Genomic DNA, 21,474 nt, shown 5'->3' on the forward strand with positions numbered 1-21,474 from the left:
TCTCGTTGGGGCTGTGGCGCAGTCCGGTAGCGCACCTCGTTCGCATCGAGGGGGTCAGGGGTTCGAATCCCCTCAGCTCCACCCAACGGCCGGTTCGACCGGTCGACGAAATCCCGCCGGGAGGCAACTCCCGGCGGGATTTCGCGTTTGCGGGGTTCGGCGAGGAGCCGGCCGGTCGCTGTGTTCGAGGTCACATCGGCGTCAGGGGTGCGTTTCTGACGCGGTTTGGGCTTCAGGGGGGTCGGTTATGGTGGGTGGGCCCAGACGCTGACGGCGGACGATCTGGTCTATCTCAACGGGGTGCCATCGCGGTGCGCGAGTTCGGTCTTTCACGGTGGTCGCGGCGCGCGGGGTCCGAGGGGCCCGGCGGGGCGCCGGTGACCGGGAGACCGAGGGCCCGGACCGTCGCGGCGGCCGTCTTCGCGGTGGTGTCGCTCGCGGTCTTCACCCTGCTGCGGCACCAGCACGGGGCGACCATGGTCGACATGCTCGTCTACCGGGCCGAGGGCCAGGCCGTGGTGAACGGCGACGACCTCTACGCGATGCGGCTGCCCGGGTGGGACCTGCCGGCCACCTACCCGCCGTTCGCGGCGATGCTGTTCGTGCCGAGCACCTGGTTCGACGTGAGCACCCTGCGCGTCCTGGTGATGCTCGGCAACTACGCGCTGCTGGCCCTGGCGGCGCACCTGTCCTTCCGGCTCGCCGGCTGGCCGGCCGGCCGCAACCGCCCGGCCGCCGTGCTGGCCGCCGTGGGCCTCGGCATCTGGCTGGAGCCGGTCTTCACGACCTTCCAGTACGGCCAGGTCAACCTCGCCATCCTCTGCCTGGTGCTGTGGGACCTCACCCGCCCCGACCGCTCCCCGCTCAAGGGCGTGGGCATCGGCCTGGCCACTGCGATCAAGATCACCCCCGGCCTGTTCGCCGTCTACCTGCTGCTGACCGGGCGGATCCGGGCCGCGCTGGTCTCCGGCGCCACTTTCCTGGCGGCCGGCCTGATCGGCTGGGCCGCGCTGCCCGACGCCTCGTACGGCTTCTGGAAGACGTACCTGTGGGACCCGAGCCGGGTCGGCGTCACCGTCCTGGTGGACAACCAGTCGCTGCGCGGGGCCGTCTGCCGGCTGCTCGACGTCAACGACCCGGGCCTGGTCGGGCTGGTGGCCTCCGCGCTGGTGGCCTCGCTCGGCATCGCGGTGGCGGTGCTGGCCGGGCGGTCCGTGCGGGTGCTGCGCCGGGCCGACGCCTGGGGCGCCGTGTGCACCGCGCTCACCGCGCTGCTGGTCTCCCCGATCAGCTGGACCCACCACTGGGTCTGGTGCCTGCCGCTGCTCGCCCTGCTGGCCGCCGAGGCCAGGACGGTCGGCCGGCGGGTGCTGCTGGGCGTGACGCTGGCCGTGTTCCTCTCGCACGTCATGTGGACGGTGCCGCACCGGTGGGGCCGCGGGGTCGCCTGGTACTGGCAGCTGCCCGGCTCCATCTACCCGCCGCTGGGCATCGCCGTCCTGGTGGCGGTCGGCCTGCGGCTGTACCGGGTGCGGCGCCGGGCCGCCGAGGGCGAGGGCTGGGCGCTGCCCGTCTCCGCGCTCGACGATGACGCCGCCCTGACCAAGCAGACCTGACCAAGCAGACCTGACCGAGCAGACCTGACCCGAGCGGACCTGGCGAAGCAGACCTGACGTGACCACCGAGACCCGATCCGCCGCGCCGTCGCGCGCCGCCGAAGCGCCCGGCCGGGCACGTGCGCTGGCCGCCGCCCTCACCCCCGGCCGGCGCACCGCGCTGCTGACCGCCCTCTGCTTCGCCGTCATGTGCGCGGTCGGCCTGCAGGGCTGGACCTCGGTCGGCCTCGGCGGCTTCGACCTCGGCATCTTCGACCAGGGCGTGCGCGGCTACGCCCACTTCGGGCTGCCCGTCTCCACGCTGAAGAGCTACCACCACGAGTTCCCGCCCGGCTTCTCGCTGCTCGGCGACCACTTCTCGCCCGTCCTGGCGCTGCTCGCGCCGCTGTACTGGATCTGGGACGACCCGCGCTCGCTGATCATCGGCCAGTCGCTGCTGTTCGTCGCCGGCGTGCCGCTGATCCGGCGGATCACCGCGCACGCCTTCGCTGCCGCCGAGCCGCGTACCGCCCGCCGCGCCGCCGACCTGGCCGGGCTGGTGTACGCGCTGGGCTGGCCGCTGCTGGTCGCCGCCCGGGTCGGCTTCCACGAGGTGGCCTTCGCCGTCCCGCTGATCCTGCTGATGCTGGAGCGCGGGCTCGCCCGCCGGTACGGCACCGTGGTGCTCGCCGCCCTGCTGCTGTGCGGCACCAAGGAGGACCTCGGCCTGCTGGTCGGCGCGTACGGGCTGGTGCTGCTGCTGCGCACCCGGCGCACCGGCGACCGCGCGGGCCGGTACACCGGGCTCGGGCTGCTGCTCGGCGGGCCGGTCGCCTCGGCCGTCGCGATCACCTGGCTGATCCCGGCGATGGGCGGCCAGCCGGGCTACTACTGGAACTACCAGGCGCTCGGCGCGGACGGCGGCGACGCGGTGCGGCACCTGCTGCACAACCCGTTCCTGCTGCTGCAGACCGCCTTCGACCAGCCGCTCAAGCCGCTGCTGCTGCTCTGGCTGTTCGGCACCCTGCTGCTGCTGCCGCTGCGCTCGGCCACCGTGCTGTGCCTGGTGCCGCTGCTGGCCGAGCGGATCCTCTCCAGCAACCCCAACCACTGGTCGATCGCCCGGCACTACGACTCGATGCTGTGGCCGGTCCTGCTGGTCGCCACGGTCGAGGTGCTGGGGCGGCTGAGCGCCGCCGACCGGCCCGAGCGGAGCGTCCGGCGGGCGCGGCGGCTGGGCCTGGGCGCGGCCGGGATCGCGCTGGTCGCCGCCGTGCCGATCGGGCTGGCGCAGCTCGCGGTGCCGTCCTCCTGGACGCCCAAGGCCAGCGAGGCCGCGCTGGTGCGGGCCGCCGCGCTGATCCCGGACGGGGCGTCCGTCGAGGCGGACAACCAGATCGCGCCGCGGCTGACGGCGCGGGCGGACGTGGTGCTGGTGGACGGCACGCCGCGCGGGCGCGAGTACGTGCTGACCCGGGCGGACAAGCGGTCCTTCCCGTTCAAGACGGACCAGGAGCAGGCCGCGCGGATCCAGCTGTTGCTGGCGCACGGGTACAAGCAGCTGTGGGCCGAGGACGGGGTCGTGCTGCTGCACCGGGAGGGCACCGAGCCGGTGCCCGGGGAGCACGTGCCGGGGCCCGGCAGCACGCCCGTCCAGGACGAGGTGCCCTCGGACGTCGGGCACAACCTGTTCCGCGGCTGAGTCACGTCGCGAACGCCGGAGGGCCGGCCGGAAGCTTCCGGCCGGCCCTCCGGCGTTCGGTGCGGGGTCAGGGCCGCTCGGCGTAGCCCTCGTGGTGGTGGTGCGGGCCGGACTGGGGCGGGACGGCGCCGTAGCGGGCCGGGCGGTGGCCGCGCGGGTGCCGGGTCAGGTGGTAGCCCAGGACGCCCGCGAGGGCGGCCAGGAAGCCGCCGCCGATGGTCCAGTACCAGCGGCTGTTCCAGCCGGAGAACCAGCCGGTGTACCAGTGCTCCTCCGCGGCCGCCGGGGCCGCCGCCTTGGCGGTGGAGGCGCCGCCGCCGACCGGCGGGACCAGCGGGGCCTTCAGCTCCCCGCCCTCCGGCTGGGCGTTGTCGGCGTTCCCCTTGGCGGCGACGTGCAGCTGGACGGAACCGGCCAGGCCGAGGTCGGGCTGCGGGGCGTCGGTGACCGACAGCCGCACGTAGTAGGTGCCGGGCAGCGGGTCGCCGGACCACGGCTCGGCCCAGGTGCGGACCTCGCGCAGGGTGCAGTCGAGCTGCAGGGCGGTGGTGTTCTGGTCGCCGGTGGCGTTCTGGGTGCCGGCCGTGCAGGCCTGGCGGCGGCGCAGCCCGTCGAAGACCTCGACCGACCAGGTCTGCGGGCCGTGCCGGTCGGCGCCGGCGGCCAGGTTGACGGTCAGCTTGACCGCCGGGGTCTGGCCCTCGGAGGCGCCGAACGCCCAGTACAGGTAGTCGCCGGTGGAGACGGCGACGTTCGCGTCCTGGCCCGGGGACAGGTTGACGGCGGTCAGGAAGGAGGTGCCGGCCTTGGTCGCCGGGGCGGGGGTGCCGCTCGCGGTCGCCGAGGGGGACGGCGCGGCGGAGGCCGCCGGGGCGCCGAGGGCGAGGGCGGGCAGCAGGGCGAGGGCGGCGAGGGCGCCGCGGAACGTCGTACGCATGTCAGTTCTCCCGCCAGACGGCGATGCGCCAGCGCGCGATCCAGCCGAAGACCAGGCCGAAGAGCAGGCCGGCCAGGGTGAGGGTGAGCAGCAGGATCCAGCCGCGGCCGAGGCCCATCGCGGCGCCCTCGGGGGCGGGCGAGGCGGCGGTCAGGTCGACGGTCAGCTCCACCGGCATGCCGGGGTCCGCCTGGACGCCGGACTGCGGGGAGGCCGAGTTGCTGACGACCAGGCAGACCGTGGTGTCCGGCTTCTCCTTGTCCTTGTCCTTGGACGAGGTGGTCGGGCTCGCGGTGACGTAGCCCTTGGAGTCGTCGGTGGACCAGCGCAGGCCGGTGGAGACCACGTCGGTGCGGCTGCTGCCGGCGTCGGTGCCGCGGACCAGCTCCTGGCCGGTCGCGCTGGTGGCCTGCAGCAGGACGCCGTAGTCCCGGTTCACCGCGCGGTCGAGCGAGACGCTGACCGAGGCGCGCAGCTCCTGGCCGGCCTTGACCGGGACCTTGTAGACGCGGTGCTCGGAGAACTTCTCGCGGTCGCTGTAGACGCCGGGGGCGAGCACCGGGGCGTTCTCGCACTTGTCGGTGCCGGAGGTCTTGACCGGGGTCACCGTGTACGTGTCGTTGGTGCGGTCGACGAGCTGCTTCACCTTGTCGGTGAGCTGCTGCGGGGTGCGGACGTCGGTGTAGGTGCCGCCGGTGGCGTTGGCGATGCAGAGCAGCTGCTGGCGGGTCTTGTCGTCGTGCGCCAGGCCGAGGGTGTCGACCACCAGGTGGATGCCCTGGGAGGCGAGTTCGCGGGCGACGTCGCACGGGTCGGGCGGGGTGCAGGTGTCCTCGCCGTCGGTGATCAGCACCACGCGGCGGGTGGTCTCGCCCTTGCCGAGGTCCTGTGCGGCGCCGCGCAGGGCCAGGCCCATCGGGGTCCAGCCGGTGGGACGCAGGGTGGCGACGGCGGTCTTGGCCTCGACCTTGTTGGTCTTGCCGACCGGGAAGAGCACCTTGGTGTCCTGGCAGCCGATGTTCTTGTCGTTGCCGGGGTAGGTCGCGCCCAGGGTGCGGATGCCGAACTCGGTCTCCGGCGGCAGCGCGTCGATCACCTCGTTCAGCGACTGCTGGGCCACCGAGATGCGGCTCTTGCCCTGGATGTCGGTGGCGGTCATGGAGCCGCTGACGTCCAGGATCAGGTCGACCCGGGGGGCTTCCTTGGGGGCGGCTGGGGCGGCGCCGGCTGTTGGTTCGTCGGCGTGGGCGGGCAGGCCGAGCAGCAGCGAGGCGCCGGTTATCGCCATGGCCGCCAGCAGGCTGCCGAGCCTGGTCTTCGGTCGTCGTCCGGTATTCACGCGGCGATCCTAGGGACCATCAGTTCGCCAAGGCCAAACGGGACGGTCGCGCTCCGGTGCGTTCACGCCGGTCTCACAGGGGCCCCGCTAGCCTGCGTACGCCACGAGCGGGAGGGGAGGGCGCGATGGAGCTGACGGCGGTCGGCAAGCGGTACGGGCGGGGCGGCCGGTGGATTCTGCGGGGCGTCCATCTGGCGGTCGGGCCGGGGGAGTTGGTGCGGATCGCCGGTGCGAACGGCAGCGGCAAGTCGACGCTGCTGCGGCTCGCGGCCGGGATCGAGCGGCCCAGTACCGGCAGGGTCGCGCGGCCGGGCCCGGTCGCCTACGTGCCCGAGCGCTTCCCGCCGGCGCTGCCGTTCGACGCCGCCTCGTACCTGCTGCGGGTGGGCCGGGTGCACGGCCTGTCGGCCGAGGCGGCGCGGCGGCGGGCGGGGTGGTGGCTGGAGCGGTTCGGCATCGCGGACCGGGCGGGCACGCCGCTGAGCCGGCTGTCCAAGGGCACCTGCCAGAAGGTCGCGGTGGCGCAGGCGTTGATCGCCGAGCCGAGGGTGCTGCTGCTGGACGAAGCCTGGACGGGGCTGGACCCGCAGGCCCGGGCGGTGCTGGACGAGGCGGCCGCCGAGCGGGCGGCGCGGGGCGGCGCCGTGCTGTTCGTGGACCACGACCCGACCCGGCTGGCCGGGCGGACCGGAGCGGTCTACCGGGTCGGCGCGGACGGCGGGCTGCGCGCGGTGGAGCAGGAGGCGCGGCCGGAGGGCGGCCCGGTGATGGAGATCGAGGTGGACGTGCCGGACGGCTCCCCGCTGCCGGAGCGGCTGCCCGGCGCGCCGGAGCGGGCCGCGCTCGGCGGGACGGCGGTGCGGCTGGCGGTGTCCCGCGCGCACTCGGACGCGCTGCTGCGCAGCCTGCTGGTGGGCCGTCCGGCCGTGCGGGTGCTGGCGGTGCGGCGGCGGGAGGGGGAGCGGTGAGGCTCGTCGGGGCGCTGACGCGGTACCACCTGGAGCTGCTGGTGCGCTCGCACGCCTGGCTGCCGCCGTTCCTGGCGTTCGCGCTGCTGATGGTGATCGGGGTGCAGCCCGGCGATCCGCTCCTGGGCGGGCTGGGGTTCGGCGCGGGGGTGCTGGTGCCGGTGAGCGCCTGGTACGTCCGGGCCGCGCTGAACGCCGAGCCGCCGGCCTCGCGAGCCTGCCTGGTCGCGGCGGCGGGCGCGCCGCGGGTGCACCTGGGGGCGCTGCTGGCGGCACTGACGGCGGGTCTGCTGCTGGCGGCGGGCGAGGTGGCGGCGCTGTGGGGGCTGAGCGGGGCGGTGGCGAACACGGGGGCCGGGCACGCCCCCGGCGTCGGAGAGGCGCTGACGGCCGGTCTGGCGACCTCGGTGGTCTGCGTGCTGGCGGGCGTGCTGGCCGGGGCGCTGGGCAACCGTCCGGTGCTGCTCCGCTCGCCGTACGGCATCCTGGCGACGCTGGGGCTGTCCGCCGGGGCCCTGGTGCTGCCCGGATCGCCGGCGAACGCGGCGGTGCGCGACCTGGTGACGGCCGCCCGGACGGGGCTGGTCGCGGCGCCGTGGGCGGAACTGCTGCTCGCCCTCGCCCTGTTGGGCCTGCTGGGGGCGGCGGTGGCCGCGCTGGCGGGGCGTCGGCCCGAGTAGCGGGCAAAGGCGGACACACCGGGGCGTGGAGCCGGTAAAGCGGGATGACCCTCGTTAGGGTGCGAATTCGGGGCGGCCGGCCCCGGCCGGCCTGTCCGACACCCTGGAGGGAGCCATGGCCACACCCTCCGCCGTGACGAGGTCCGCCGCCGCGCCGGGCCGGCCGGTGCGGCCGAGGCGCACGACCGAGCTCGTGCTGGTGCTGGCGGCCGTTCTGGCCGCCGTGTACGGCTACGTGGAGGTGGGCGCCGACCTCGACGGCGCGGTGCCCGCGGACGCCGTCGAGTACGGAGCGGCGCTCGGCGGGCTGGCGCTGGCGGCGCACCTCACCGTCCGCCGGTGGGCCGGGTACGCGGACCCGCTGCTGCTGCCGATCGCGGTGCTGCTCAACGGGATCGGGCTGGTGGCGATCCACCGGCTGGACCGGGCCACTCCGGGCCGGGAGGCCGCCTCCACCCAGCTGCTCTGGTCGAGCCTGGGGGTGGCGCTGTTCATCGCGGCCGTCCTGCTGGTGCGCGACCACCGGCGGCTGCGGCGCTACGCGTACCTGGGGGCGCTGGGGGCGCTGGTCCTGCTGGTGCTGCCGATCTTCTTCCCGCCGGTGTACGGCTCCCGGATCTGGATCGTCATCGGGCCGCTGTCCTTCCAGCCCGGGGAGTTCGCCAAGGTCCTGCTGGCCGTCTTCTTCGCCGCCTACCTGGCGGTGCACCGGGACGCGCTGGCGCTCACCGGCCGCCGGGTCTGGCGCTGGCAGCTGCCGCGCGGTCGGGTGCTGGGGCCGGTGCTGCTGATCTGGGCGGCGTTCGTCGGGGTGCTGGTGCTGGAGACCGACCTGGGGACGTCCCTGCTGTACTTCGGGTTGTTCGTGGTGATGCTCTACGTGGCCACCGCGCGGACGGGCTGGATCGCGATCGGGCTGGGGCTGGCGGCGGTCGGCGCGGTGACGGTGGGCTGGCTGTCGCCGCACGTGCACAGCCGGGTGGTGGACTGGCTGGACCCGCTGGGTTCGATCGCGGCGGGCCGGGGCGCCAACCAGATCGCCCAGTCGCTGTTCGCGTTCGCCTGGGGCGGCGAGCTGGGAACCGGGCTGGGCAACGGGCACTCGGTGCTGATCGGCTTCGCCGCCAAGTCGGACTTCATCCTCGCGACGCTCGGCGAGGAGCTCGGCCTGACCGGGCTGATCGCGGTGTTCCTGCTGTACGCGCTGCTGGTCTCCCGGGGCTTCCGGACGGGCATCGCGCTGCGCGACCCGTTCGGGCGGCTGCTGGCGATCGGGCTGGCGGCGATCGTGGGCCTGCAGGTGTTCGTGGTGGCGGGCGGGGTGCTCGCGCTGATCCCGCTGACCGGGATGACGCTGCCGTTCGTCGCCCAGGGCGGCTCCTCGGTGGTCACCAACTGGATCATCGTCGCGCTGCTGGTGCGGATGAGCGACGAGGCCGGGCGGCCCGCGCCGGAGGTGGGCTGATGGCCCGGATCCGGCCGAAGGGCAACGGCCCGCAGGGCCTGCCCGGGATCTCGGTGACCGGCCGGCGGGCCGGCACCTTCTGCCTGCTGCTGGTCGCGGCGCTGTGCGCGCAGGCCACCCGGGTGCAGGTGTTCGAGGCCAGGAGCCTGAACCACAACAGCGCCAACCAGCGGCTCACCGTCGAGCGCTACGCCCGGCCGCGCGGGGACATCCTGGTCGGTGACGTGGCGGTGACCGGCTCGGTGCCGACCAGGGGCCGGTACGCGTACAAGCGCGGCTACACCGACGGCCCGCTGTTCGCGGCCGTCACCGGCTTCGCCTCGCAGGCGTACGGCACCACCCAGCTGGAGGGCACCGAGGACGACCTGCTGATCGGCACCGACCCCCGGCTGGGCGGCTGGGCGGTCTGGGACGCCGTCTCCCGCCGGCAGAACCCCGGCGGGAACGTGTCCACCACGCTGAACCGGGCCGCCCAGGAGGCGGCGATGCGCGGGCTCGGCGCCCAGAAGGGCGCGGTGGCGGCGATCGAGCCGGCCACCGGCCGGATCCTGGCCCTGGCCAGCACGCCCTCCTACGACCCGGGCTCCTTCGCCGGCTCCACCTCCGCCGACCAGGAGGCCTGGAACCGGCTGCAGACCGACCCCGACCAGCCGATGCTCAACCGGGCGCTGCGCCAGACCTACCCGCCGGGCTCGACCTTCAAGGTGGTCACGGCGGCGGCCGCGCTCGCGGCGGGCGTGGTCACCGACCCGGCCGCGCCCACCACCGCGCCGTTCCCGTACGTGCTGCCCGGCACCACCACGCCCCTGGTGAACGACACCGCGGCCTGCGACCGGCCGGGTCAGTCGCTGTCCGCCGCGATGACCGCCAGCTGCAACAGCGTGCTCGGCTACCTCGGGGTGCGGACCGGACTGGACGCGATGGCGGCGATGGCCGAGAACTTCGGCTTCAACGACCCGAAGCTGGACATGCCGGTGCGCCCGGCGCGCTCCACCTTCGACACGCGGATGGACCAGGCGCAGCTGGCGCTCTCCTCGATCGGGCAGTTCGACACCGCCGCGACGCCGCTGGTGATGGCCATGGTCGCGGCCGGGGTGGCGAACGGCGGCACGGTGATGCGTCCACAGCTTGTGGACAAGCTGACGAGGAGCGACGGCGCCGTGGTGCGGTTGATGAAGCCGGCCGTCTACCGGCGGGCGCTCACCCCGGCGGTGGCCGGGCAGGTGCAGAAGCTGATGACGGACGTGGTGGAGAGCGGGACGGGCGGCAACGCCCGGATCGCCGGGGCGGTGGTGGGCGGCAAGACCGGTACCGCCCAGCACGGTGTGGACAACAGCGGGACGCCGTACGCCTGGTTCATCGCCTGGGCCAAGCCGGCCGGCTCGGACGCGGTGCCGCCGGTCGCGGTGGCGGTGGTGGTCGCGGACAGTGACGCGACGGACGTCAGCGGGGGAGCCCTGGCCGCGCCGATCGCCCGCTCGGTGATGCGGGCGGTGCTCGGCCGCTGAGCCGCGCAGGGCTCGGGAACGGCCTCTGAGCTGGTCTTTTACCAAACCTCCGCGAGATGCGCCGCGTGCGAAGTGTCGGATTTGTAACATCTGATCTGCCAATTCGTACAATGCGCGGATCAGGACTGTTCGTTTGCGACAGTGGCGTATTCGCGGGGTACTGTCCCATGTTTGTTCGGTTGGTCCCCGATGGCACCCCCCAGTGCTCGGGGTGACCGACCACCAGGACACCCTCCCCCGCCCAGAAGGACCGTGGTTTTGGCCAGCAACACCCTCGGCTCGCGCCTGCTGCGACGCAAGCCCGTCTCGACCCTGATCGCGGAGAGCGAGGGCCACGGCCTTCCGGCCGGCGCACCCGAGGGCGGTGGGCGCTCCGGCATCCACCTGCGCCGCTCGATCGGCCTGTGGCAGCTGTCCTCGATCGGCATCGGCGCCACCATCGGCACCGGCATCTTCTTCGTGCTCGGCACCGCCGTCCCGGACGCCGGCCCGGCCGTCATCCTGTCCTTCGTGCTCGCCGCGGTCACCGCCGGCCTCACCGCGCTCTGCTACGCCGAGATGGCCTCCGCGATCCCGGTCTCCGGCTCCTCGTACTCCTACGCCTACGCGACCCTCGGCGAGGGCGTGGCCTTCGGCGTCGGCATCTGCCTGCTGATGGAGTACGGCGTGTCCGCCTCGGCGATCGCGGTCAGCTGGGCCGAGTACCTGAACAAGTTCTTCGACCTGGCCTTCGGGTTCCGGATCCCCGAGCAGTTGTCCGGCGCCCCCGGCGGCGGCCACTGGTTCAACCTGCCGGCGCTGCTGCTGGTCGCGATGATCTGCTTCCTGCTGGTCCGCGGCGTCAGCGAGTCGGTCAAGGTCAACGCGGCCATGGTCGGGATCAAGATCGTGATCCTGCTGCTGTTCGTCGGCGTCGCCGTCACCGGCTTCCGTTCCGGAAACCTGACCCCGTTCATGCCGCTCGGCATCGGCGGCGTGGGGACCGCCGCGTCCAGCATCTTCTTCTCCTTCATCGGCCTGGACGCGGTGTCCACCGCCGGCGAGGAGGTCAAGAACCCGCGCCGCACCATGCCGCTGGCGATCATCATCTCGCTGGTCGTGGTGACCCTGCTCTACATCCTGGTCGCGCTGGCCGCCGTCGGCGCCCAGCCCTGGGACCAGTTCAAGGGTCAGGAGGCCGGCCTCGCCCAGATCATGCAGGACATCACCGGCCAGGGCTGGCCCGCGATGATCTTCGCGGTCGGCGCGATCATCTCGATCTTCAGCGTCACCCTCGTGGTGATCTACGGCCAGACCCGCATCCTGTACTCGATGGGCCGCGACGGCATGCTGCCCGAGCGCTTCGCCCAGGTCTCCCCGCGCACCGGCACCCCGGTCTGGAACACCATCGTGGTCGGGCTCGGCGTGGGCGCGCTGGCCGCCTTCGTCCCGCTGGACGTCCTCGCCGACATCACCAGCCTCGGCACCCTGATCGCGTTCTCGGTCGTCTCGGTCGGCGTGATCGTCCTGCGCCGCACCCAGCCCGACCTGCCGCGCGGCTTCAAGGTCCCGCTCTACCCGGTCGTCCCGCTGCTCAGCATCGGCTTCTGCGCCTACCTGATCAAGGGCCTGCACGCCGACACCTTCCGGGCCGGCGCCGTCGCCCTCGTCGTCGCGGTGGTCGTCTACTTCGGCTACAGCATCAAGCACTCCCGGCTCGAACGACCGGCCGCGCAGGCCGAGGCCGTCGAGGTCGACGCGCGTTGACTCCGCCGTTACCCGATCGTGAAGGGCCGCCGAACTGCACAGCTCCAGGCGGCCCTTCGCGTGCCACCCCGTATCCGACGCCCGAGGCGATGGCGACAGCGCCCGGCCCGCACCCCTAACCTTCCACCATGGTGAGCACCCGCACGCCCGGCTTCTCCCGCCCGCGCGGCCGCTTCACCGGCCGCGGCAGAACGCCGGCCCAGACCACCGCGGCCCAGGCCACGGCCGGACCCGGACGGCCCCCGCGGGGCTTCTCCACCCGGCCGTTCCCCCGACAGCGTGGCGAGAACACGTTTCCGCCCACGCCCGATCGGCTGAATCCCGCCCGGCTCGCCTCCCTGCGCTCCGTCCAGCTGATCGGCTGTCTGATCGCGGCCGGCTGGGCCGCCGCCTTCCCGCTCGTCTCCGACCTGCCCAACCAGCGGATCTGGGGCCTGATCGCCGCTCCCGCCTACGCCCTGGCCGGGCTCCTCTGCCTCACCCTGCCGCGCCGCGTCGCGGCCCACGCCGCGGCCGCCGTCGCCCTGGTCGGCGCCGTCCTCGCCCCGCTCGGACTGCTCGCCCTGACCGGCCGCCACCAGTCCGAGGTGATGGTCGTCGAACGCTCGGCCCACCTGCTGCTCACCACCGGCGACGTCTACCTCCCGCACCCGGCCGTGGTCACCGACTACAACCCCTACCTGCCGGCGATGTCCCTGTTCGGGCTGCCGCGCCAACTGTTCGGCAGCTCCACCGCCTTCGCCAGGGTCGCCGGGGACGCCCGGATCTGGTTCGCGCTCGCCTTCTTCGTCTGCCTGCTGGCCGCCTGGCGGCTGCTGCGGCCCAGCCGCGACCGGGCGCCGCTGCTGCCGCTGGCCGTCCTCACCGCCTCGCCATTGATAGCGCTCGCCCTGGTGGTCGGCGGGATCGACCTGCCGCTGATCGGGGTCTGCTGCCTGGCCATGGCCCTCGCCGAACGGGGCCGCACGGTCGGCGCCGGGCTGGTGCTCGCCCTCGCCTGCACCCTCAAGTGGACCGCCTGGCCCGCGCTGCCGGTGGCCGTCCTGCTGCTCTGGCGGCTCTACGGGCGCCGGCCCGCCGCCCGGACGGCGCTGATCGCGGTCGGCACCAGCGTGGCCGTCATGCTGCCCGCCTGGCTGCGGCAGAGCGACGCGCTGCGCGACCAGGTGGTGCGCTTCCCGCTCGGGCTCACCGCGATCCGCACCCCGGCCGGCAGCCCGCTGCCCGGCAAGGTGCTGGCCGGCATCGGGCCGACCGGCCACAGCATCTCGCTCGCGCTGGTGACCATCGGCGCCGTCGGCGTGACCATCTGGCTGCTGGCCCGCCCGCCCGTCACCGCGATCGCGGCCGCCGATCTGCTGGCCGTGGGGCTCACCATCGCGTTCATGCTCGCCCCGGCCGGACGCTTCGGCTACCTCGGGCTGCCGGCCGTACTGCTCATCTGGCCCCGGCTGGCCGCCCGGCGCTGGAGCAGCCGCCGGCCGTTGCCGCCCGGCCGGCGCCGGGAGACGCCGGAGCCCGCCCTGCCGCGCGGCTGACACGCGGCTGGGCGGGCTCCGGACGGGCCGTACTACTTGACCCCGTACGCCTTCAGGAGCGAGGCGACGGCCGGGCCGGCCGCGTCCACGCCGTGGCCGCCGCCCTGGACCTCGGCGGCGACCGAGAGGTTGCCGCGGAACGCGGTGAACCAGCTGTTGGTGGTGGACGCGCCCTGGACCTCGGCGGAGCCGGTCTTGGCGCCCGCGTTGTCAGTGATCCCGGCCATCACCTCCTTGGCCGTGCCGCCGACCGCGGTGGCGTTCATCATGGCGCGCAGCTTGCCGGCGACGTCCGGCGAGATCTGCCGGGCCGCCGCCTGCTGCGGCAGGCCGGCGACCAGGATGGGCTGCTTGAACGCGCCGCTCTGGACGGTCGCGGTGATCGAGGCGATGGCCAGCGGGTTCATCTGGACCTTGCCCTGGCCGATGTAGTTCATGGCCTGCTCGTCCTTGCTGCCCGGCGTCGCGGGGATCTTGCCGTCCGCGTTCGGCAGGCCGGTCTTCCACTCCAGGCCGATGCCGTAGACGTCCTTGGCGGTGCCGGCGAGCGTCTCGGGCTTGAGGCTGGTCAGGCCCTGGTTGATGAAGGCCGTGTTGCAGGACACCATGAAGTCCTGCTGGAGCGTGTTGTTCGGGAACGCGCCCGGGAAGTCGTTCGGGATCGCCACCGGGTTGCTGCTCTTCTCCGGGCAGGCCACCACGGTGTCCGGGTTGACCCCGGCCTCCAGCAGGGCCGTCGAGGTGACGATCTTCATCGTCGAGCCCGGCGCGAGCAGGCCGTTGAAGGCCCGGTTCTGGCCGTTGGCGGGGGAGTTGGCGAAGGCCAGCACCTGGCCCGTGCTCGGCTCGATCGCCACGATGGAGCCGGACTTGCCGCCCAGGTCGGTCATCGCCTTCTCGGCGGCGGCCTGGAGGGCGCCGTCGATGGTCACCTTGAACGGCTTGGCGGGCTTCGGCTCGACGATGGTGAACAGCTTGTCCTGGCTGCCCTTGCCGTTCGGGTCGCTGATCACGACCGCGCTGCCCGCGTCCTGGTCCTTGTTCGGGTCCGGCGGCAGCAGCTTGTGGGCGTTGTCCTGCAGGGAGGTCATCAGCGCCGAGGTCAGCGAGGGGCTCTGCAGCACCTTGCCGTTGCGGTCCACCACGGTGGACGGCGGGGCGAACACCGGCTGCACGGCGATCGTCTCGGTGCCGTTCAGATGCGGGTGGATCACCGTGGGCGCCCAGTGCACGGCCGGGGTGTCGTCGCTCATCTTCACGACGTTCAGGAAGCCGTTGTAGTCCCAGACCCGGCTGGTGCCCGCGAACTCGGCCCGCGCCTTGTAGCCCATCAGCACCCCGGTGGGCCCGGGGGTGGCGGAGGCGGACGGCGAGTCGCCGGCGCCGGGCGTGCCGCTCGCGGACGGCGTCGCGGAGGCGCCGGCCGAGGGCTTGGCCGTGGGGGAGGGGGTGCCGGTGGCCGAGGCGAAGGCCTGCGGGGTGGCCGGACCGGCCGGGTTGAGGGTCAGCGCGCTCGGCTTCACGTTGTCCCGGAACGCCGTCAGCGCCTTCTCGGCGGAGGCCGGGTCGTCGGTCAGCGAGGCCGCCTTGGCGAGGTCGCCGGCCGCCCAGGCCGCCAGGAAGTCCTTCGCGCCGCTCGCGGCCTGGTCCGCCGTGGGCGGCTCGGCCACCACCGTGCGCGGCTTCTTGGCGTCGGACGACCCGGAGTCCGAGCCCATCAGGCTGTACGCCCCGTAACCGCCGCCCGCGAGGACGGCGACGGACACGCCGGTGATGATCCCGATCTTGGCGCCTCTGCGCATGGTGCAAATCCCCCAGGGGTCTCGCGGCCGGGCGCAACCGGCGGGGGCCGGAAACGCGGTACGCCCCCCACCCTAGGCAGCGTCCGTCGGTGCGCCGACGAAACGCCGGGGACTTGTGACGGATCTGGTACGTGTCGTGCACCGCGTACGGACGATTCCCGCCCCCGCGGCGCACATGTCCGGGCCGGGGGTCAGACCCAGCTGTTGAACCACATCCGGGCGCGCCAGTCGTCCAGCGGGATGGTCTGCCCGGTGAAGAGCGGATAGAAGTACAGGAAGTTCCACACGATCATCAGCACCAGCAGCCCGGCCGCCGCCGAACCGATGATCCGGCGGTCCCGGGAGGCGCCGGCCGGGCCGATCAGGGCGCCGATCAGCATCGTCACCGCCAGCACCAGGAACGGGACGAACACCACCGCGTAGAACAGGAAGATCGTCCGCTCCTGGTACAGGAACCAGGGCAGGTAGCCGGCCGCCAGGCCGCACAGCAGCGCGCCGGCCCGCCAGTCCCGGCGGAACGCCCAGCGCCACAGGCAGTACACCAGCGCCACCACGGCCGCCCACCACAGCAGCGGGGTGCCGATGCCCAGCACCTCGCGGGCGCAGTCGGCCGCCGTGCAACCGGCCTCGCCCCGCTTGGGGGACTCGTAGTAGAAGGACACCGGTCGGCCCAGCACCAGCCAGGACCACGGGTTCGACTGGTAGACGTGCGGGTCGTGCAGGTTGGTGTGGAACTCGTAGACCGTCGAGTGGTAGTGCCACAGGGCGCGCAGGCCCTCCGGTATCCACGGGTAGTCGGTCGTGCGGCCGACCGCCCAGTCCCGGCCCCAGCCGCCCTGGCCGGGCGCGTTGCTGCTCGCGAACCAGCCCCACCAGGAGGCGACGTACGTCGCCGTCGAGACCAGCACGACGGACACGAACGCCGGCAGCACGTCCCGGGTGAGCACGGCCGCGTACGGGCGCGGCGCGCCGGCCAGCCGGCGGGCGCCGACGTCCCACAGCACCGACATCAGGCCGAAGGCCGCCATCACGTACAGGCCGCTCCACTTGGTGGCGCAGGTCAGGCCGATGCAGACGCCGGCCGCGATCCGGTACGGGCGCCAGCCCAGGCGCAGCCGCTGCGCCAGCTCGGCGTTCTCCACGCCGCCCAGCGCGGCGGCCAGCCGGGCCCGGGTGCGGTCGCGGTCCAGCAGCAGGAAGCCGAAGGCGGCCACCGTCCAGAACATCACCACCAGGTCGAGCAGCGCGGCCCGGCTCAGGACCAGGTGCAGGCCGTCCACCGCCAGCAGCAGACCGGCCACGCAGCCCAGCAGCGTCGAGCGGAACATCCGGCGGGCGATCCGGGCCAGCATCAGCACCGACAGGGTGCCGAGCAGGGCCACCGAGAACCGCCAGCCGAAGGGGTTCATCCCGAACAGCTGCTCGCCCGCGCCGATGATCCACTTGCCCACCGGCGGATGCACCACGTACGAGGCCATCGGGCGGTACGGGACGGCCGCGCCCGACATGATCTGCGCGTTGGCGTCCTCCGGCCAGTTGATCTCGTAGCCGCCGTGCCAGAGCGCGTACGCGTCCTTGGCGTAGTACGTCTCGTCGAAGATGATCGCGTTCGGCTGCCCGAGGTGGACGAAGCGCAGCACGGCGGCGAACAGCGCCACCGCGATCGGGCCGAGCCAGCCGGACCAGCGGCACAGGAACCACCACAGGCCCTGCGGCAGCGACAGGCCCAGGCGCAGCAGCAGCGGCGACTGCGGAACGTCGCGCGGCGTCACCCGCGGGCCGTCCGGCATCGGCGGCACCAGGCGCTCGGTCAGCGGCACCGGCGCGCGGCCCGGGCGGCCGAACCGGGACAGGCGCTCGCGCCAGCCCGGGGACGCCTCCAGCGGCGGGCGCGGGGACGGCAGGCCGACGCCGCCCTGCGCGGTGTGGTCCGTACCAGTGGGCGTCTGCGCCGCCGTGTCGCCGTTCATCCGCCACATCGTAGGCGCGCCGTTCGCACGCGTGAGCGCTCCCTCGGAAGCTGCCCGAATCGTCACCAAACGCCCCGGCGCCCCGGCAGCTGGGAGGATGGGGCCCGTGACAGGAGTACTCGTTCTCGCAGGCACCCCCATCGGCGACGTCTCGGACGCCCCGCCCCGGCTGCTCACCGAACTCGCCACGGCGGACGTGATCGCGGCCGAGGACACCCGCCGGCTGCGCCGGCTCACCCAGGCGCTGGGGGTGACCCCGGCCGGGCGGGTGGTGTCCTACTTCGAGGGCAACGAGGTCGGCCGCACCCCCGAACTGGTCGAGGCGCTGCTCGGCGGCGCCCGGGTGCTGCTGGTCACCGACGCCGGGATGCCGTCCGTCTCCGACCCCGGCTACCGGCTGGTCGCCGCCGCCGTCGCCGCCGACGTCAAGGTCACCGCGGTGCCCGGGCCGTCCGCCGTGCTCACCGCGCTCGCCCTCTCCGGGCTGCCCGTCGACCGCTTCACCTTCGAGGGCTTCCTGCCCCGCAAGACCGGCGACCGGGCCCGGCAGCTCGCCACCATCGCGGCCGAGCCGCGCACCATGGTCTTCTTCGAGGCGCCGCACCGGATCGCCGAGGCGCTGACCGCGATGGCCGAGGCGTTCGGCCCGGAGCGGCCGGCCGCCGTGTGCCGGGAGCTGACCAAGACCTACGAGGAGGTCAAGCGCGGCCCGATCGGCGACCTGGCCGCCTGGGCGGCGGACGGCGTCAAGGGCGAGATCACCGTCGTCGTCGCCGGCGCCCCGCCGGCCGCGCCGCAGGAGCACACCCCGGCCGAGCTGGCCCGGCTGGTGGCCGTCCGGGAGGAGGCCGGGGAGCGGCGCAAGGAGGCCATCGCGGCCGTCGCGGCGCAGCTCGCGCTGCCCAAGCGGGAGGTCTTCGACGCGGTCGTGGCGGCCAAGAAGGAGGGTGCGCCGGAGGCCCGGAAGAACGGGTGAATTCCGGGGGTTGCGTGGCGCCCGGGGAGTCGTACCTTGGAGTGAAGGCCCCGGTAAACACCCACTGAGCTGAAGTTTTGGTCGCGGATTCCGGAACTCGACGGGCCTTTCGTATAGGGCTCTCCAATCCGCGTCCAAGTCTTCACAAGAGGGGCGTCCAACGGGGCGGTCCGGGCATTTCCTGGAACGGAAAGACCCAGCCGGGCGAGCGTCCGGCGGGCGCTGGGAGACGGCTATGAGTGACATCGTCGGTAGCCCCCTCGGCGGCAACGCGCTGAGCACCGCAGGCCTGGCCGGCCGGCCGCACCCTCCCGTCGAGACCGTACGGGAGGCCTACTCCTTCGCGTGCCTGCGCTGCGGGTACGGCTGGGAGCAGGCGTACGACATCGAGCACCACGTCGCCAAGGACGGGCACGTCGTGTTCGAGTACCACGCCAACGGTGTCCGGGTGCCGTCGCCGCTGCTCAAGCCGACCTGCCCGGGGTGCGGCGGTCACACCGTCCGGATCATGCGCGAGGGCCGGGTGGCCGTCGCCGACCAGCCCTGGCAGCACGCCCCCGGCTACCCGGCGCACGCCGAGCCGGCCGGGCCGTCCCCGGTGCCCGGGCCCTCGAAGCCGCGCGGACGCTGGGCCCGGTTCTGGTCGCGGCTGCTGGGCTGACACCGGGGTGCGGGCCGGGGCCGCCCTCCCGCGGCGAAACGCGGTCGAGGGCGGCCCCCGCGCGCGACTAAGCTTTCCGACCATGGCGGACACCACAGACCACAGCACCACCGGGGCGAACGCCCCGGCGTACTACGTTTCCACCCCGATCTACTACGTCAACGACCGTCCGCACCTGGGGCACGCGTACACCACCGTGGCCGGCGACGTGCTCACCCGCTGGCACCGCCAGCGCGGCGAGAAGGTGTGGTACCTGACGGGCACCGACGAGCACGGTCAGAAGATCATGCGGACCGCCGACGCCAACGGCGTCACCCCGCAGGAGTGGTGCGACAAGCTGGTCGAGGAAGCCTGGAAGCCGCTCTGGCGGCACCTGGAGATCGCCAACGACGACTTCATCCGCACCACCGAGGAGCGGCACACCGCCCGGGTGCAGGAGTTCGTCCAGGACCTGTACGACAAGGGCGAGATCTACAAGGGCGGCTACTCCGGCCCGTACTGCGTCGGCTGCGAGGAGTTCAAGCTCCCCTCCGAGCTGCTCGACGGCGCCACCGAGGACGAGAAGCTCTGCTCCGTCCACAAGCGGCCGGTCGAGTGGCTGGAGGAGGAGAACTACTTCTTCCGCCTCTCCGCCTACGCCGAGCGCCTGCTGGAGTTCTACGCGGCCAACCCGGACTTCATCCAGCCCGCCTCGGCCCGCAACGAGGTGCTGCGCTTCGTCGAGCAGGACCTCAAGGACCTGTCGATCTCCCGCTCCACCTTCAACTGGGGCGTTCCGCTGCCCTGGGACGAGAAGCACGTCCTCTACGTGTGGGTCGACGCGCTGCAGAACTACATCACCGCGGCCGGCTACGGCAGCGACCCGGAGCGCTTCGCCGAGCTGTGGCCGGCCTCCGTCCACCTGGTCGGCAAGGACATCCTGCGGTTCCACGCCGTCATCTGGCCCGCCATGCTGATGGCCGCCGGGCTGCCGCTGCCCAAGCGGGTCGTCGCCAACGGCTGGCTGATGGTCGGCGGCGAGAAGATGTCCAAGTCCAACCTGACCGGCATCGCGCCCACCGACCTCACCTCGCACTTCGGCGTGGACGCCTACCGGTACTACTTCCTCCGGGCGATCCCGTTCGGCACCGACGGCTCGTTCTCCTGGGAGGACTTCACCGCCCGGTACACCTCCGAGCTCGCCAACGACTTCGGCAACCTGGCCTCCCGGGTCGCCGCCATGGTCGGCAAGTACTTCGACGGGTCGCTGCCGGCCGCCGTCGCCTCCGGCGACGCGGAGCAGGCCGTCGCGGACGGGCTGGCCAAGGCCGTCGCCGCCGCCGACCTGAAGATCGGCGAGGAGCTGGACTTCGCCGGCGGCATCGCGGCGATCTTCGAGTTCGTCAAGCAGGTCAACGGCTACCTCACCGAGCAGGAGCCGTGGAAGGTCGCCAAGGACGACTCCGAGGAGGGCCGGGCGCGCCTGGCCACCATCCTCTACACCGCCGCCGAGGCGCTGCGGGCCACCGCCGTCCTGCTCAACCCGGTGATGCCGTCCACCGCCGAGAAGCTGTGGGTCTCCCTGGGCGCCGAGGCCGGTCTGGGCGCGCTGTCGGCCCAGACCGTCGCCACCGTCGCCGACTGGGGCCGGCTGCCCGCCGGGTCCACCGTCACCAAGGGCGAGATCCTCTTCCCGCGCCTCGAAGAGAAGCCCGCCGCCTGATGGCCAGGAAGGACGACGACCGGTCGACCCCGCCGCCGCTGCCGGAACCCCTGGCCGTGGCGGTGGCCGACTCGCACACCCACCTGGACATGCAGTCCGGCACCCCGGAGGAGGGGCTGGCCAAGGCCGCCTCGGTCGGGGTCGCCACCGTCGTCCAGGTCGGCTGCGACGTGCCCGGCTCGCGCTGGGCCGCCGAACTGGCGGCCCGGTTCGAGCAGGTGCACGCGGCCGTCGCCCTGCACCCCAACGAGGCGCCGCGGATCTTCCTCGGCGACCCGGACGGCTGGTCCGGGCAGCAGCGCCCGGCGGGCGGCGCCGCGGCGCTGGACGCCGCGCTCGCCGAGATCGACGCGCTCGCGGCGCTGCCGCAGGTCCGCGCGGTCGGCGAGACCGGCCTGGACTACTTCCGCACCGGGCCGGAGGGCGTGGAGATCCAGAAGGAGTCCTTCCGCCGCCACATCGAGATGGCCAAGCGGCACGGCAAGGCCCTGGTCATCCACGACCGCGACGCCCACGAGGACGTCATCGCCGTGCTGCTGGCGGAGGGCGCGCCGGAGCGCGTGGTGTTCCACTGCTACTCCGGCGACGCCGAGATGGCGAAGGTCTGCGCCGAGCACGGCTGGTACCTCTCCTTCGCCGGCCCGGTCACCTTCAAGGCCAACCGGCCGCTGCGCGACGCCCTGCTCGCCACCCCGCTCGACCGGATCCTGGTCGAGACCGACGCGCCCTTCCTCACCCCGCACCCCTACCGGGGGCGGCCCAACGCGCCGTACCTCATCCCGGTCACCGTGCGCTCGATGGCCGCGACGCTGGGGCTGCACGAGGACGAGCTGTCGACGGCCGTCGCGCAGAACACGGCCCGGGCCTTCGGGTACTGAGACCGCC

At 73.5% G+C, this 21,474-nt stretch carries 16 protein-coding genes and 1 tRNA gene; 13 read left to right on the forward strand and 4 right to left on the reverse strand.

The window, feature by feature from the left end; genetic code table 11:
• Positions 1-7 precede the first annotated feature (7 nt).
• The 3 genes from VM95_RS14245 (at position 8) to VM95_RS14255 (ending at position 3,297) form a co-directional block, all read left to right on the forward strand.
• A tRNA-Ala gene (locus VM95_RS14245) sits at positions 8-81 on the forward strand.
• A 296-nt stretch (positions 82-377) separates the two neighbouring features.
• On the forward strand, positions 378-1,616 hold the full coding sequence (locus VM95_RS14250; protein WP_052706428.1) for a glycosyltransferase 87 family protein: 1,239 nt from the start codon (positions 378-380) through the stop codon (positions 1,614-1,616).
• A gap of 58 nt (positions 1,617-1,674) precedes the next feature.
• The gene (locus VM95_RS14255; RefSeq protein WP_244178763.1) at positions 1,675-3,297 is read left to right on the forward strand and encodes a DUF2079 domain-containing protein; all 1,623 of its coding nucleotides are present in this window, start codon (positions 1,675-1,677) and stop codon (positions 3,295-3,297) included.
• Between the two features lie 67 nt (positions 3,298-3,364).
• Here the strand turns inward: VM95_RS14255 and VM95_RS14260 are convergent, their stop codons facing one another.
• Together VM95_RS14260 and VM95_RS14265 are read right to left on the reverse strand one after the other, a co-directional pair.
• A complete protein-coding gene (locus tag VM95_RS14260) occupies positions 3,365-4,234 on the reverse strand; it encodes a hypothetical protein (RefSeq protein ID WP_045696390.1) in 870 nt (289 codons plus the stop codon).
• Between the two features lies 1 nt (position 4,235).
• Positions 4,236-5,573, reverse strand: coding sequence for a VWA domain-containing protein (locus tag VM95_RS14265; RefSeq protein WP_045696392.1), 1,338 nt, complete (start codon positions 5,571-5,573; stop codon positions 4,236-4,238).
• A 125-nt stretch (positions 5,574-5,698) separates the two neighbouring features.
• Here VM95_RS14265 and VM95_RS14270 point away from each other — a divergent pair, with 125 nt between their 5' ends.
• The 6 genes from VM95_RS14270 to VM95_RS14295 all read left to right on the forward strand — a co-directional run bounded on the left by VM95_RS14270 (position 5,699) and on the right by VM95_RS14295 (position 13,478).
• Positions 5,699-6,541 (forward strand): ATP-binding cassette domain-containing protein, encoded by an 843-nt coding sequence (locus VM95_RS14270; RefSeq protein ID WP_045696394.1) that lies wholly within the window; start codon positions 5,699-5,701, stop codon positions 6,539-6,541.
• Positions 6,538-7,221, forward strand: coding sequence for a hypothetical protein (locus VM95_RS14275; RefSeq protein WP_045696396.1), 684 nt, complete (start codon positions 6,538-6,540; stop codon positions 7,219-7,221). Before VM95_RS14270 ends, VM95_RS14275 begins: the two co-directional genes overlap by 4 nt.
• 115 nt (positions 7,222-7,336) lie before the next feature.
• Positions 7,337-8,686: an FtsW/RodA/SpoVE family cell cycle protein gene (locus VM95_RS14280; RefSeq protein WP_045696399.1), complete on the forward strand. Its 1,350-nt coding sequence runs from the start codon at positions 7,337-7,339 to the stop codon at positions 8,684-8,686.
• Positions 8,686-10,194 (forward strand): penicillin-binding transpeptidase domain-containing protein, encoded by a 1,509-nt coding sequence (locus VM95_RS14285; protein WP_078859883.1) that lies wholly within the window; start codon positions 8,686-8,688, stop codon positions 10,192-10,194. The genes VM95_RS14280 and VM95_RS14285 overlap by 1 nt, the downstream gene beginning before the upstream one ends.
• Positions 10,195-10,383: 189 nt before the next feature.
• Positions 10,384-11,940, forward strand: a complete 1,557-nt coding sequence (locus VM95_RS14290) for an amino acid permease (protein WP_078859885.1) — start codon at positions 10,384-10,386, stop codon at positions 11,938-11,940.
• A 128-nt stretch (positions 11,941-12,068) separates the two neighbouring features.
• Positions 12,069-13,478 carry a glycosyltransferase 87 family protein gene (locus VM95_RS14295; RefSeq protein WP_052706427.1) on the forward strand — a complete coding sequence of 470 codons (1,410 nt, stop codon included), beginning with the start codon at positions 12,069-12,071 and terminating at the stop codon, positions 13,476-13,478.
• 32 nt (positions 13,479-13,510) lie between these two features.
• On the opposite strand, the gene VM95_RS14300 is transcribed toward VM95_RS14295, so the two are convergent.
• Positions 13,511-15,280, reverse strand: coding sequence for a penicillin-binding transpeptidase domain-containing protein (locus VM95_RS14300; RefSeq protein WP_052706426.1), 1,770 nt, complete (start codon positions 15,278-15,280; stop codon positions 13,511-13,513).
• Positions 15,281-15,471: 191 nt separating this feature from the next.
• Entirely contained in the window at positions 15,472-17,259 is a 1,788-nt protein-coding gene (locus VM95_RS14305; protein WP_078859887.1) for a dolichyl-phosphate-mannose--protein mannosyltransferase, read from the reverse strand.
• A 97-nt stretch (positions 17,260-17,356) separates the two neighbouring features.
• Between VM95_RS14305 and rsmI the strand changes: the two genes are divergently transcribed.
• The 4 genes from rsmI to VM95_RS14325 all read left to right on the forward strand — a co-directional run bounded on the left by rsmI (position 17,357) and on the right by VM95_RS14325 (position 21,467).
• Positions 17,357-18,226, forward strand: a complete 870-nt coding sequence (rsmI, locus tag VM95_RS14310; protein WP_045696403.1) for a 16S rRNA (cytidine(1402)-2'-O)-methyltransferase — start codon at positions 17,357-17,359, stop codon at positions 18,224-18,226.
• A gap of 235 nt (positions 18,227-18,461) precedes the next feature.
• The gene (locus VM95_RS43710) at positions 18,462-18,887 is read left to right on the forward strand and encodes a hypothetical protein (RefSeq protein ID WP_045696405.1); all 426 of its coding nucleotides are present in this window, start codon (positions 18,462-18,464) and stop codon (positions 18,885-18,887) included.
• A gap of 82 nt (positions 18,888-18,969) precedes the next feature.
• Positions 18,970-20,589, forward strand: coding sequence for a methionine--tRNA ligase (gene metG, locus VM95_RS14320; protein WP_045696406.1), 1,620 nt, complete (start codon positions 18,970-18,972; stop codon positions 20,587-20,589).
• Positions 20,589-21,467 (forward strand): TatD family hydrolase, encoded by an 879-nt coding sequence (locus VM95_RS14325; RefSeq protein WP_045696407.1) that lies wholly within the window; start codon positions 20,589-20,591, stop codon positions 21,465-21,467. The genes metG and VM95_RS14325 overlap by 1 nt, the downstream gene beginning before the upstream one ends.
• Positions 21,468-21,474 lie beyond the last annotated feature (7 nt).

Origin of the sequence: Streptomyces rubellomurinus, from assembly GCF_000961885.1 — a bacterium.
GTDB classification, from domain to species: Bacteria; Actinomycetota; Actinomycetes; order Streptomycetales; family Streptomycetaceae; genus Kitasatospora; species Kitasatospora rubellomurina.